Origin of the sequence: Flavobacterium glucosi, from assembly GCF_048286535.1 — a bacterium.
GTDB lineage: Bacteria > Bacteroidota > Bacteroidia > Flavobacteriales > Flavobacteriaceae > Flavobacterium.
This window is the reverse complement of record NZ_JBLVPK010000002.1, coordinates 307629-320786: the sequence shown is the minus strand read 5'-3', so window position 1 is coordinate 320786 and position 13158 is coordinate 307629. Positions and strand designations below refer to the sequence as shown.

The 13158-nt window shown below is 31.3% G+C and carries 14 protein-coding genes and 1 tRNA gene; 6 read left to right on the top strand and 9 right to left on the bottom strand.

The genetic code is table 11. The annotated features are described in order from the left end of the window. Positions 1-61 precede the first annotated feature (61 nt). The gene (locus ACNQGD_RS04580) at positions 62-703 is read right to left on the bottom strand and encodes a PorT family protein (RefSeq protein ID WP_417998457.1); all 642 of its coding nucleotides are present in this window, start codon (positions 701-703) and stop codon (positions 62-64) included. Positions 704-783: 80 nt separating this feature from the next. Between ACNQGD_RS04580 and ACNQGD_RS04575 the strand changes: the two genes are divergently transcribed. After that, complete coding sequence (locus ACNQGD_RS04575) at positions 784-1773, top strand: SPFH domain-containing protein (RefSeq protein WP_417992906.1); 990 nt, start codon at positions 784-786, stop codon at positions 1771-1773. A gap of 27 nt (positions 1774-1800) precedes the next feature. On the opposite strand, the gene ACNQGD_RS04570 is transcribed toward ACNQGD_RS04575, so the two are convergent. The 4 genes from ACNQGD_RS04570 to ACNQGD_RS04555 all read right to left on the bottom strand — a co-directional run bounded on the left by ACNQGD_RS04570 (position 1801) and on the right by ACNQGD_RS04555 (position 5186). Next, positions 1801-2055 carry a DUF6327 family protein gene (locus tag ACNQGD_RS04570; protein WP_417995715.1) on the bottom strand — a complete coding sequence of 85 codons (255 nt, stop codon included), beginning with the start codon at positions 2053-2055 and terminating at the stop codon, positions 1801-1803. Between the two features lie 3 nt (positions 2056-2058). Beyond that, complete coding sequence (locus tag ACNQGD_RS04565; RefSeq protein WP_417992904.1) at positions 2059-2409, bottom strand: competence protein; 351 nt, start codon at positions 2407-2409, stop codon at positions 2059-2061. 40 nt (positions 2410-2449) lie between these two features. After that, positions 2450-2779 (bottom strand): YtxH domain-containing protein, encoded by a 330-nt coding sequence (locus ACNQGD_RS04560; protein WP_417998456.1) that lies wholly within the window; start codon positions 2777-2779, stop codon positions 2450-2452. 304 nt (positions 2780-3083) lie between these two features. After that, positions 3084-5186 carry a glutamine--tRNA ligase/YqeY domain fusion protein gene (locus tag ACNQGD_RS04555; protein WP_417998455.1) on the bottom strand — a complete coding sequence of 701 codons (2103 nt, stop codon included), beginning with the start codon at positions 5184-5186 and terminating at the stop codon, positions 3084-3086. 127 nt (positions 5187-5313) lie between these two features. Here ACNQGD_RS04555 and folB point away from each other — a divergent pair, with 127 nt between their 5' ends. After that, on the top strand, positions 5314-5673 hold the full coding sequence (gene folB / locus ACNQGD_RS04550; RefSeq protein ID WP_417992901.1) for a dihydroneopterin aldolase: 360 nt from the start codon (positions 5314-5316) through the stop codon (positions 5671-5673). 105 nt (positions 5674-5778) lie between these two features. Continuing rightward, positions 5779-5849, top strand: a tRNA-Cys gene (locus ACNQGD_RS04545). Between the two features lie 625 nt (positions 5850-6474). On the opposite strand, the gene ACNQGD_RS04540 is transcribed toward ACNQGD_RS04545, so the two are convergent. The 3 genes from ACNQGD_RS04540 to rnr are packed head-to-tail and all read right to left on the bottom strand — an operon-like array spanning position 6475 to position 10058. Beyond that, positions 6475-7152 carry a LysE family translocator gene (locus ACNQGD_RS04540; RefSeq protein WP_417992900.1) on the bottom strand — a complete coding sequence of 226 codons (678 nt, stop codon included), beginning with the start codon at positions 7150-7152 and terminating at the stop codon, positions 6475-6477. Between the two features lie 40 nt (positions 7153-7192). Beyond that, positions 7193-7861, bottom strand: a complete 669-nt coding sequence (locus ACNQGD_RS04535; RefSeq protein ID WP_417998454.1) for a head GIN domain-containing protein — start codon at positions 7859-7861, stop codon at positions 7193-7195. Positions 7862-7865: 4 nt separating this feature from the next. Beyond that, positions 7866-10058 (bottom strand): ribonuclease R, encoded by a 2193-nt coding sequence (gene rnr, locus ACNQGD_RS04530; protein ID WP_417995721.1) that lies wholly within the window; start codon positions 10056-10058, stop codon positions 7866-7868. Between the two features lie 118 nt (positions 10059-10176). Between rnr and ACNQGD_RS04525 the strand changes: the two genes are divergently transcribed. From ACNQGD_RS04525 to ACNQGD_RS04515, 3 genes are all read left to right on the top strand, one after another. Further along, positions 10177-10410: a hypothetical protein gene (locus ACNQGD_RS04525; RefSeq protein ID WP_099713953.1), complete on the top strand. Its 234-nt coding sequence runs from the start codon at positions 10177-10179 to the stop codon at positions 10408-10410. A gap of 748 nt (positions 10411-11158) precedes the next feature. Continuing rightward, complete coding sequence (gene rpiB / locus ACNQGD_RS04520; protein ID WP_417995722.1) at positions 11159-11587, top strand: ribose 5-phosphate isomerase B; 429 nt, start codon at positions 11159-11161, stop codon at positions 11585-11587. 128 nt (positions 11588-11715) lie between these two features. Continuing rightward, on the top strand, positions 11716-12858 hold the full coding sequence (locus ACNQGD_RS04515) for an ATP-binding protein (protein ID WP_417992896.1): 1143 nt from the start codon (positions 11716-11718) through the stop codon (positions 12856-12858). Here ACNQGD_RS04515 and ACNQGD_RS04510 read toward each other — a convergent pair. After that, complete coding sequence (locus ACNQGD_RS04510) at positions 12837-13106, bottom strand: DUF1294 domain-containing protein (RefSeq protein WP_417992895.1); 270 nt, start codon at positions 13104-13106, stop codon at positions 12837-12839. The genes ACNQGD_RS04515 and ACNQGD_RS04510 overlap by 22 nt on opposite strands. Between the last annotated feature and the right edge of the window lie 52 nt (positions 13107-13158).

The window sequence follows — 13158 nt, the reverse complement described above, 5'->3', positions numbered from 1 at the left end:
ACTCTAAAAGAATTTAATGATAAAAAGCTTCTAATCTTAATTTGGATTAGAAGCTTTTCGTTTATAAATAAATTATCAAATTACCATTGATAATTCCAGGATTTCCTTTGAAATTTACACCTAAATTCTTGTTGTTCAAGTTTTCAAGCATGTTATTGACTCCATATTGATAGGAAACATTGGCTCTAAAATGACGCACTCCAAAAGTGATTCCCACCGTTGGATAAAAATTAAAATTAGAAATCTCCCTAATATCTTTGGCTAACAACGTTGTACCAGAAATAACATTATTTTCATCTGTATTATCTATGTTTAATTTTCCGTTGACTTGGACAATTGGACCAAACTCAATACTCAAATGATTTTCGACAAGTTTATAACTTACTTGTAAAGACACTTGAGCAGATGCCAATTTATAGTTAACATCTTCCTGTGCCAAGGTCAACGTGTTTGTTACAACAGAAAAATTATTCTCGCTAAATTGAATGTTATATACCATATCCCAATCATTATAGAAATTTCCCCGCATAGAAAGTCCCGCATTCCAGCCCAATTCGGGTTTAGTTTGGAAATTATCAGTGTTCAACGTAAATTGATTGACGCCAAAACTGATTCCTATCCTATTTGAATCCCTGTATTTATATTGGGAAAAGGCTGTTATGGAAATGAAAATAAAAAATAAAGTAAGTGTTATCTTTCTCATATAATTAAAATTTACAAGGACAAACCTAAAGTTTTTTTTGTAAATTGTGAGATAATTTTTAACTAAAAACAAAAAATATTATGAATATTGCCTTAATTATCCTACTAGTTTTTGGATCCTTCATTTTACTTTCTTCATTTTTTACGGTAAAACAACAAACAGCAGTTGTTGTAGAGCGATTTGGAAAATTTTTAAGTATCCGACAATCCGGTTTGCAATTGAAAATTCCTTTAATAGACAGAATTGCAGGACGTGTGAATCTAAAAATTCAACAATTAGATGTCATCATTGAAACAAAAACGAAAGACAATGTTTTTGTAAAACTAAAAGTTTCAGTGCAATTTATGGTTATCAAAGAGACTGTTTATGATGCTTTTTATAAACTGGAATATCCACACGATCAAATCACTTCTTATGTATTTGATGTCGTTCGTGCAGAAGTTCCAAAATTAAAACTGGATGATGTTTTTGAAAGAAAAGATGATATTGCCATTGCTGTAAAAAGAGAATTGAATGAAGCCATGACTACTTATGGATACACGATTATCAATACTTTAGTAACGGATATTGATCCGGATATTCAAGTGAAAAATGCGATGAATAGAATTAATGCGGCTGATAGAGAAAAAACAGTAGCTGAATTTGAAGCTGAAGCATCAAGAATTAGAATCGTAGCCAAAGCCGAAGCTGAAGCCGAAAGCAAGCGATTACAAGGACAAGGTATTGCGAACCAAAGAAGAGAAATTGCCAAAGGTTTAGTAGAAAGTGTAGATGTTTTAAACAGAGTTGGGATAAATTCTCAGGAAGCTTCGGCATTGATTGTAGTAACTCAACATTATGATACACTCCAAGCTATTGGTGCTGACGCAAATTCAAATCTGATTTTATTGCCTAATTCTCCACAAGCCGGAAGTGACATGCTCAACAATATGATCGCTTCGTTCAGTGCTTCCAATCAAGTAGGTGAATTAATGAAAAAAAGAAATGGAAAAGCAACTTCAAGAAGAGAAAAAAATATAGAAATTCCTGAAAAACCAGAAGCTCCAGAAAGTCCGGAAACAGAAGAATAATTTACTAGAATTCATAAAAAAAGAGGCTTAATTGCCTCTTTTTATTTTTTTAATCCATTTGATCACGAAGGGTAATGCAATATTTAAAATTGTTCCGTATGACCCGGAAAAGGCAGATAAGGACGAACCTACTACTCCACTCACAAGGTTCATTGGTGTTATGCTTTCTTTAGTTTTTTGAAGACCATAAGCTAATTTCTGATAACTGATTTCTTGTTCAATCTTTAAAATTTCAAGTTCCCTTTCAATTTGAGCATAGGAAGAATATTTTTTGGTTTCCATAAGTTAGTCGTTAAAAAATATTTCTGAAAATTTCTCTAAAATTGGTCCTTCAACGATTTTATCTTTAATAGAAAATAAAATTCCTGTTATCACAAGATAAACTCCGCCAACGATTAAAAATCCCAAAGCGTAACTGTCTAAAGCTATCCCAATAGCTAAAGCAGCCGCAACAGAACAAAACAACAAAACCATACTGAAACACAATAAAATCAATGTAAATTTTATGATCATCGTCGTAGATTTCATTGCAACCTTGAAACCCCGCAATTTATAATAAGCCGCAGTGCTTTCTAAATAAGCTTTGGCTTGTTCTTGAATGTTTTCTGTATTTTCTTTTAGTTCTTCAAAAGCCATGGATTTATTTTTAGGATTTGGTACATTAGGTAAATGAAAATTATTTTTGAAGTTTTGCGTTCTGGATCTTTAGTTCGGCTAATTTTTCTTCTAAAAAAGAAATTACATCATCCGTCTTGTGACTAATATTTGAAACAAGATCTTCGTAAGTTTCTTCTAAATCATATTTTGCATTTGTGAATTTATCTCTCAATTCTGAAGATGAATAATCCAGTTTGTTTTTTAATTCGTTTTTAACATCCTCAAAACCATCTTTAATTTTTCCTCTGGTTGTAGAACCTTTATCCGGAGCAAATAAAATTCCGATTCCAGCTCCGATAGCTGCTCCAGTCAAAAGAGCCAATAATGTATTTCCTGAATTATTCGACATGATTCTTAATTTTAAAAGTTTGTTTCATAAAGATACTGATTTATTAACAACAACCCGTTAACAACTCGTTAAAGTATATTTTAACAAGGCAAAAAAGCAAATAAAAGCAAGCTATTACACGTTTATTGCAATTTTATACTTGGTGTTCTTTATTCTAAAAAAAAGCCTTACAATCAATTTATGGTCGTTGTTTTTAATTGGAAAAAAGTATTGAAAATAGGGTTTTAATAAGAAATTACAATACTGAAAAAAGCCCTCTAAAAAGAGAGCTTTCTATTAATAAAATCTATTTAAAAAATAAATCTTATATTTTAAGATCGTTTAATAATTGCATTACCTTTTCGTTTTTCTCATTCTTTTTTAATTCTGAAAGCTGTGTTTCAAAAAGAGTGAAATTATTCAAATCATTTTGCAAATTTTCGATAGCTAAAATTCTAACGGCTGCCATTTGACTTTTTAATGACATCGTGTATAATTTGGTCAAAGATTCTTCTTCGATGTCTTTTACTTGCACTTTATCTGAATGATGCAGAATCAAATTAGAAAACAACAATGAGTTATTATCATTCTTGATATTTTTGACAATAGTCTGAATAATTAAACTGTAATTATCAATACTTTTTATGTTATCAACAATGCTGTTTAGAATCAAATTCGCATTGTTTTCGTCTTTTTCCTTCACATATTTATTGATTTCTTTTTGAGTATTCATCAATAAATTCTCCTCTTTCTTGCCTTTTTCTTCCCAAGCATCTTTCAATCCAACGGTTTTATTAAAGACAATTTTACCTTTGATGGTATCTTTATCCACATTGAAATAACCCAAACGTTGAAACTGGAATTTCTCTCCAGATTGAACCGTTGCCAAACTTGGTTCTACAAATCCTTTTACAATTTGTAACGAACTAGGATTCATAAATTCTAAGAAATTTTTCTCTTTATGACTGTCTGGTGCTTCATCGATAAACAAGCGATCGTACAACCGAACTTCTGCTTCTAAGGCATGTTGTATAGAAACCCAATGCAAGGTTCCTGCCACTTTACGTTGACTGGCTTCGCTCCCACTTCCGCTTCTGCTGTCTTCATCATACGTCACATGAATCTCCGTAATAGTTCCCGCAGCGTCTTTTATAACACTTTCTCCTTTGATGATGTAGGCATTTTTTAGACGTACTTCTCTGCCTAAACTCAATCGGAAAAACTTTGCCGGAGCATCTTCAAGAAAGTCTTCTCTTTCTATAAATAATTCTTTTGAAAAAGGAACTTTTCTAAATCCTGCGCTTTCATCTTCTTGATTATTTTCGGCTTCCAACCATTCTTCCTTATCTTCTGGATAATTCGTAATCACCAATTTTATTGGATCTAAAACCGCCATAACTCTTGGAGCCGTTTTATTCAAATCTTCGCGCAAGCAAAATTCTAAAAGGGAAAAATCAATTATATTTTCTCTTTTGGCAACGCCAATAATATCACAAAACTTACGAATAGAATTGGCAGTATAACCTCTTCTTCTTAATCCTGAAATGGTTGGCATTCTTGGATCGTCCCAACCATTTACTATCTTTTCCTGAACCAATTGCAATAGTTTTCGCTTGCTCATTACGGTGTAATTCAAGTTCAAACGCGCAAATTCATATTGATGTGGTCTTACTTTTGAGTCATCGTAAATTTGGTCCAAAAACCAATTGTACAATTCTCGGTGCATAACAAATTCCAGCGTACAGATAGAATGCGAAATCTGTTCAATATAATCACTTTCACCATGTGCGAAATCATACATGGGATAGATTTTCCAATCGTTTCCGGTTCTGTGATGATGACGATGCAAAACACGATACATCAATGGATCACGCATCAACATATTAGTCGAAGTCATATCAATTTTGGCACGTAAAACATGGCTACCTTCCTCAAAATCACCATTTTTCATTCCTTCGAATAAAGAAAGATTTTCTTCAACGGAACGGTTTCTATAAGGTCCATCAACTCCAGGCTGTGTAGGCGTTCCTTTTTGAACCGCCATGTCTTCAGAAGATTGACTGTCTATATACGCTTTACCGTTTTTAATCATGGCTACCGCCCATTCATACAACTGCTGAAAATAATCAGAAGAATACAATTCTTCGGTCCAATTAAAACCCAACCATTTTAAATCTTCCTTGATGGCATCTACATATTCTTGCTCTTCTTTAGCTGGATTTGTATCGTCAAAACGCAAGTTAACTGGCGCATTGTACTTTAACCCTAATCCAAAATTCAAGCAAATCGATTTAGCATGACCTATGTGTAAATACCCATTAGGTTCTGGTGGAAATCGGAAACGTAATTGATCTTGAGGAAAACCGCTTGATAAACTGTCTTCAATGATTTGTTCTATAAAATGGAGTGATTTTTCTTCAGTTGACATTTTTTTGTTTTATTTTAGCAAAGATAAAAAAAGTTTGAGGTTTAAGGTTTAAAGTTCACTAGAAACCTATTAAAAGTTAAAAGAAAGTGCCGCTAATCATAAATTTTAAACAGTAAACAAAAGATACATGGGAATTATAAAACTTAAAAACATCAGAACCTACTCCTACCACGGATGTTTAATCGAGGAAGGAAAAATTGGGTCTGACTATACCGTAAATTTAGAAGTTAAGACTGATTTGAGAAAATCGAGTGTAACGGATGATTTGAAAGATACGGTGGATTACGTGCTTTTAAATAGCATTGTTGTAGAAGAAATGGCCATTCGTTCGGACTTATTAGAGCATGTAGCACACCGAATCATAACTCGAATTTTTGAAGAAATTCCTGAGGTTTCCAGAATTATTGTTGCAGTTTCTAAACTAAATCCCCCTATTGGCGGTGATGTTGAATCAGTTACCATAGAAATGGAAGAATATAGAAGTTAAGTTAATTACGAATTAAAAATTACGAATTACGATTTTTTAAAACTTTGTGGTTATTGGCTTTCCTTTTTTAACTTTTTTACTATATTTGCACACCAATAAATAATTGGCGTCGTGGCCGAGCGGCTAGGCTGGGCTCTGCAAAAGCTCCTACTCCGGTTCGAATCCGGACGATGCCTCTAAAACCTTCAAAGTAATTTGGAGGTTTTTTTATGTCTAATTTTTAAGAAAAATTAAATAAAGTTATAGTTCGAATCCGGAGAAAAATCTAAAACCTTCAAAGTAATTTGGAGGTTTTTTTATGTCTAATTTTTAAGAAGAATTAAATAAAGTTATAGTTCGAATCCGGAGAAAAATCTAAAACCTTCAAAGTAATTTGGAGGTTTTTTTATGCCTAATTTTTAAGAAAAATTAAATAAAGTTATAGTTCGAATCCGGAGAAAAATCTAAAACCTTCAAAGTAATTTGGAGGTTTTTTTATGTCTAATTTTTAAGAAAAATTAAATAAAGTTATAGTTCGAATCCGGAGAAAAACCTAAAACCTTCAAAGTAATTTGGAGGTTTTTTTATGTCTAATTTTTAATAAAAATTAAATAAAGTTATAGTTCGAATCCGGAGAAAAATCTAAAAAATTCAAAGTAATTTGGAGGTTTTTTGTGTTTAAATTATTATCCATTAAGGAATTAAATTTCATTAAAATTTAGACTTAATTTTTCTTAATTCCTTAATGGTTTAAATAAAAAAATCCTTGACTCTAATAAATTTAGAATCAAGGATTTTACTATTTTATAAAATTAAAATCTACTAATTATCAATCTTATCAAATGCTTTTTTAACCATTGCTTTTTCTTCCGGGAACCAACCTTGAGTGATTAAAACCATCCCAAAAATCATCATCACAATACTGATTCCTTTTTTGATTTTAAGAATGTTTACAGGCGTTAGTTTTGTTTTTAATTGCTTGGCTAATAGTATTTTAATACAATCAATAAGTAAATAAGAAACCACTACTGATGTAAAAAAAGTTATCATTCTGGAGGTTTGCATTTCTAGTTTTGGTCCTACTGAAATAATAATGGCCAACCAAAAACCAAGAACACCAATATTGATAATGTTTAACAAAAACCCTTTTATAAAAAGACTTAAATAGTTTTTTTTGACTATTTCCCTGTCAATAATATCTGTGTTTATTTTTTCTTCTTTTTTTAATTGTATGAAGGAAATTATACCATAAACCAGCATCAATACACCTCCAAAAATAAAGAGTGCCGGTTGATCTTTTAAACTTTGAATCAACCTGTAGCTTCCTAAATAAGCAATTCCAATAAAAACAATATCTCCTGAAACTACTCCTAAATCAAATACTAAAGCCGCTCTAAATCCTTTTATAATACTTGTTTCCAGTAAAATAAAAAAAACAGGACCAATCATAAAACTCAATAAAATTCCCCAAGGAATACCAGATAAAATATCGTTTATCATTAAAAATTTAAATTTATTGTCAAAAATCTAAACCAAAGTACTAATTTTTTTCTAAAATAGTACCGCCAATGAAAACTTCCTTATTAATCTGTTTTGGCTTACCGTAGATAAAAATAGAGCCACCTGCTTTCACTTTTGCATCCACTAATGTAGTTGCATGAATTTCAGATTTTCCTCCAGCAGCAACGCTTATTGTTGTTTGTTTTGTGTGTAATTCAATTGCTTTCAAAATTCCGCCTGACGTAATAACAACATCTTGATTTGTTGCTTTACCAGAAACATCAATTATTCCGCCCGCACTGGCTTTTATATTCACTTTATCAACATCAATTTCAATGTTAATCTCTGCCCCTGATTTTGCATTCAAATCTAACATCGTTTGTTTGAAATCAGTTTCACTTGATACATAACTTCCCTCGCTTGCACTGATACTTTCAATATTTTTAAAATATAATTTTATTGTAATAGCATCTCCAGATAACAATTGTGGAAATGGCATTCTGATTTTCAGTTCGCCATTTTTATTTACTGTTTCTACTTCATCTGCTCGGTCTCCAGTTATCACTATTTTATTTTCTGAAGCTGGAATTAATTTTACAGTGATTTTATCAAATACTTTTACTTCATCAAAATCTCCTAAATTTCTGCTTACCTGAGCATTTGTAATTTGAGTTAACAATACAAAGGCAATAATCACTAATTTTTTCATTTTTTTATTTGATTGGTTCTTCAATTCTTCTTAAAAAATTAAAATCCAGTTGTTTTTTAACTAAATCAGCATTTTTTACTTTAACGTAAATTTCATCTCCTAATTGTAATAATTTACCTGAAGTTGCTCCAGTTAATGCATATTGTTTTTCATCAAAAGTGTAATAATCGTCTTTTATATCCCTAATTCTACACATTCCTTCACATTTATTCTCAATAATTTCGACATAAATTCCCCATTCCGTCACGCCTGAAATTACACCTAAAAATTCCTGATCCTGATGATCCTGCATGTATTTTACCTGCATGTATTTGATGGAATCTCGTTCCGCATTTGTTGCCAAACCTTCCATTGTCGAAGAATGCACACATTTTGTTTCATACGTTTCTTCATCAGCTGATTTTCCTCCATCAAGATAATGCTGTAACAATCGGTGTACCATTACATCGGGATAACGACGAATTGGTGATGTAAAATGCGAATAATAATCAAAAGCCAATCCGTAATGTCCTATGTTATCCGTAGAATATTTGGCTTTACTCATACTTCTAATCGCAAGGGTATCAATTAAATTTTGCTCTTTTTTACCATTAACTTCTTCCATCAACGCATTCAATGATTTAGAAATATCGCCTTTGTTACGGAAATCAATTTTGTAACCAAACTTGGCAATTACCGTTTGCATGGCAATTAATTTATCTTCATTTGGTTCATCGTGGATTCTGTAAATAAACGTTTTCTTTTGTTTTCCAATATATTCTGCTACTTTTTTATTGGCCAAAAGCATGAATTCTTCAATCAGATGATTGGCATCTTTGGAAACTTTAAAATAAACTCCTTGAGGTTCTCCGGCTTCATCTAAATTGAATTTGACTTCTACTTTATCAAAAGAAATGGCACCATCAGCCATTCTTCTTTTTCTAAAAATTTTAGCTAATTCGTCCATTTTTAGCGTCGCAGAGACAATTGCTTCCGAAACTTGATACGAACTTCCCGTAATCGAAATTTCTTCCGGAATCACATCGTCTTTGGTTTCTATAATGTATTGCGCTTCCTCGTAAGCAAAACGTTGATCAGAGTAAATTACCGTTCGACCAAACCATTGATTAACCACTTGTGATGTTTCGGTAATTTCGAAAATAGCGGAGAACGTATATTTTTCTTCATTTGGACGCAAGGAACAAGCAAAATTTGATAATACTTCCGGTAACATGGGCACCACTCGATCCACTAAATAAACGGATGTCGCTCTTTGATACGCTTCATCATCCAAGATGGTTCCTTCTTGAAGATAATACGAAACATCGGCAATGTGAATACCAATTTCGTAATTGCCATTTTCTAATTTTTTGAATGAGAGTGCATCATCAAAATCCTTAGCATCTTTTGGATCAATGGTAAAAGTCAACGTATCGCGCATATCACGACGTTTGGCAATTTCACTTTCTTCTATCGAAGTATCTATTTTTTGTGCAAACGTTTCTACTTCAATAGGAAACTCTGATGGCAATCCGTATTCAGCAAGAATAGCGTGAATCTCTGTATCGTGTTCTCCAGGTTTTCCTAGAACTTTTATGACGGTACCAAAAGGACTATCAGCTCGGGCTGGCCAATCTTCGATATGAACCAAAACTACATCACCTTGCTCCGCCTCGCCTATTTTATCCTTTGGAATAAAAATATCAGTATACATTTTTGGGTTAGCTGTAGAAACAAAAGCAAAATTAGCCTGAATGTCAATCACACCAACAAAGTCGGTTTTATTTCTTTCAAGTACTTCAATCACTTCGCCTTCAGGTCTTTTCCCTTTTCTTTGATTGTAAACATACACTTTGACAATGTCTTTGTCTAAAGCATGATTTAAATTATTTGTGGGAATAAAAACATCCTCTTCTAAATCTGGACAAACAAAATAAGCTGTTTTACGTCCTGTCATATCAATTTTACCTTCGTAATAGTCTTTACTTATTGCTTTTACTAAATATTTTCCAGGTTCAGATTCTATAATCTTATTTTGAGAAGCCAGAATCTTCAAATCTTTTATAATTTGATTTCTACTTTCGGTGTCATCGAGTTCTAGCTTTGCTCCTATTTGTTTATAATTGAATGCTTTATTAGCACTTTGCGATAATATTTTTACTATTTTATCAGAGTAGTCTTTCTCTTTTTTTATCGGCTTTCTTAATCTTTTACTCATATATCTTTTCTTAAAAGTTTAAAATTACAAAATACTTAACTGTTTTCGGTATACAGCTAGCAGTTTTAAAGAAAATATAACTTTGAAGAATAATTGTATCTTTATAAAAATAATTAAAATGGAAGACTTTCAAACAATTGCAATTTTTAATTATTCACATGAAATTGTAGTGCTGAAGCATTTATTGGAACAAGAAAAAATTAATTATTTTTTTGAAAACGAAACCTTAGTTTCTGTCGATCCATTTGGAAGTTTTGCTTACGGTGGAATCAAGCTTAAAATTCATATCAATGATTTTGAAAAAGTACAAGAATTTTTAGATGACTTGAATAACAATCTTAAGATCGTTTAAAGCAAAATTAGAACACTAAAATCTATTTTTTGAATTTTATTTTTTTTAAAGTTGTCAACATATATTTAAATAAACAAAAAGAAAATTTAAATTTAAAATCTTTCTTGGTTGTTATTATAGTGTGTTAATAGTGGCAATAAATTTATTTTAAAATGTATTGGAATCAAGTTAAAAGATGTTATACGAACTTATCAACATAGTTATTTTATACTAAAGTCTTCGTTTTAAAGTCGTTTCTAATTTTAATTAACAATGGTTAATAATCTAAAAAGAATTGCTTTTGTAAATAAGTACTTTTTTAAAATTTGTTAATAAACTACTTTTTAATAGTGATAACTATTCTAAAAATTCAACGAACTAAATTTGGATTTCTAATGTGGGTTTTGGATTACTTATTTTTTGGTTACAACCATAAAAAACTTCTAATATTCTATCTAAAGTTATGAACATTATATGTTAATTTAAAGTTAACTGAATATCAATCAATTGCGTTTCACTATTAACAATGTAAATTTTTAACATTTTAAATATAAATTACCTATTGATTTACAGCTATTTATAAATTTATTAAAATTATTGATAACCATTAATTCAATAGTAATCTGATAGTTATAATACCTACGAATGAGTTTCCTTTTTAAGGACTTTTTATCAATTGCAATACTGGATTAAAGAAGCGAAATTTAAATTCTGCAAAACTAGATTTCTTTATTTAAATTTGCATTACACAACTTAATATATAGTAAAAATGAAAATCTCCATAGGAAACGATCATGCTGGTCCAGAATACAAAAAAGCAATTGTTGAAATGCTTAAGGCAAAAGGACATGAAGTAACAAATTACGGAACTGATTCTGCAGACAGTGTGGATTATCCTGATTTTGGTCATCCGGTTGCTACTGATGTTGCTGATGGAAAAGCTGATTTTGGTATTGTTATTTGCGGAAGCGGAAACGGAATTTCTATGACAGTGAATAAACAGTCTAAAGTTCGCGCTGCTTTATGTTGGATGAAAGAAATTGCAGTTTTGGCGCGTCAACACAATGATGCGAATATTATTAGTATTCCCGCTCGTTTTACTTCAATTCCACAAGCAGTAGAAATGGTAGAAGCGTTCTTAAATACTGAATTTGAAGGTGGAAGACATCAAAATAGAGTAGATAAAATTTCTTGTTAGAAATTTTAGTGATTAAATTTACATTAATTCAGTCAACGTACTGACTAAATTTACATTAATTTAGTCAGTGCGTTGACTGAATTACTATTTTTTAATTATATTTGGTTTAGATTGCTAAATCAGACAGAATGGAAAATTATTTAAAAAGAGCACTATTTCAAGATTTTTGTAAAAAAGTACTTCCTAATAAAGTATTGATTTTACTAGGCGCTCGTCGTGTTGGTAAAACCGAACTACTAAAAAATTATCTTCAAACTATTCCTACCGGAAGTTATTTGCAACTGAACGGAGAAGATATCAATGATGCAAATTTACTCAAAGAACGTTCTGCAGTGAATTACAAGCGATTATTACTCAATATTGATGTACTGATTATAGACGAAGCCCAAACGATTCCTGAAATTGGTTTGATTCTAAAATTAATTGTGGATTCTATTGAAGGAATCAAAATCATTGCGACAAGTTCCTCTATTTTTGATTTAAACAACAATCTAGGTGAACCATTAGTGGGACGAAAAAACACGTTGTATCTTTTTCCAATTGCACAAATGGAATATTCTCAATACGAAAATTACAAACAAACTACAGAAAAATTAGAGGAAAGATTACTTTTTGGAAGTTATCCCGAACTGATTCAGTATTCAGATTGGGAGGAAAAAAAAGAGTATTTGTATGAAATTATTAATTCCTATTTACTGAAAGATATTTTAGTATTTGAAGGAATAAAACATGCCGATAAAATATATGATTTGCTGCGTTTGATAGCGTATCAATTAGGAAAAGAAGTTTCGTTACAGGAATTAGCAAATCAGTTGCAAATGTCTAAAAATACAGTGGCCAACTATTTAGATTTGCTTTCTAAAGTGTTTATTATCTTCAAAGTAGAAGGTTTCAGTCGCAATCTTCGAAAGGAAATTGTGAAATCCAGCCGTTGGTATTTTTATGACAATGGCATTCGAAACGGCATCATTAATAATTATAATCGATTGGATTCCAGAACAGATGTGGGCGATTTATGGGAAAATTACTTGGCCGTAGAACGTGTTAAAAAACAAAATTACCTAAAAATAAAAACCAATAATTATTTCTGGCGCACGTATGATCAGCAAGAACTGGATTGGCTTGAAGAAAAGGGAGAAGATCTGGCGGGATTTGAGTTTAAATGGAATGAAACTAAAAAAGTTAAAATTCCAGCTGCTTTCGCCAAAGCCTATCCGGAAGCTACTTTTGAAGTAATTAACAAGAGTAATTATTTAGATTTTATAACATAGAAATACGCTATAAAAACCTGCAGTATACCAATTAAAAAAAACTTCCATAAAAAAGACATTTTTGAAGTTTTATGTCGGAAAATAAGCATCGCTAAACCAGAACCAATTGTTCCGCCGATTACACTAGTAAGCAATAAATTACGTTCAGAAATGCGCCATTTTTGCTGAATAGCCAGCCGTTTGTCAACTCCTATTACGGAAAAAGCAACCAAGTTAATAAGTGGAAAATACCAGAATAAAAAAGACATAAATAAGGAGGTTTGACTCAAAGATACTATTTTAGCAACATGATTTTATAAT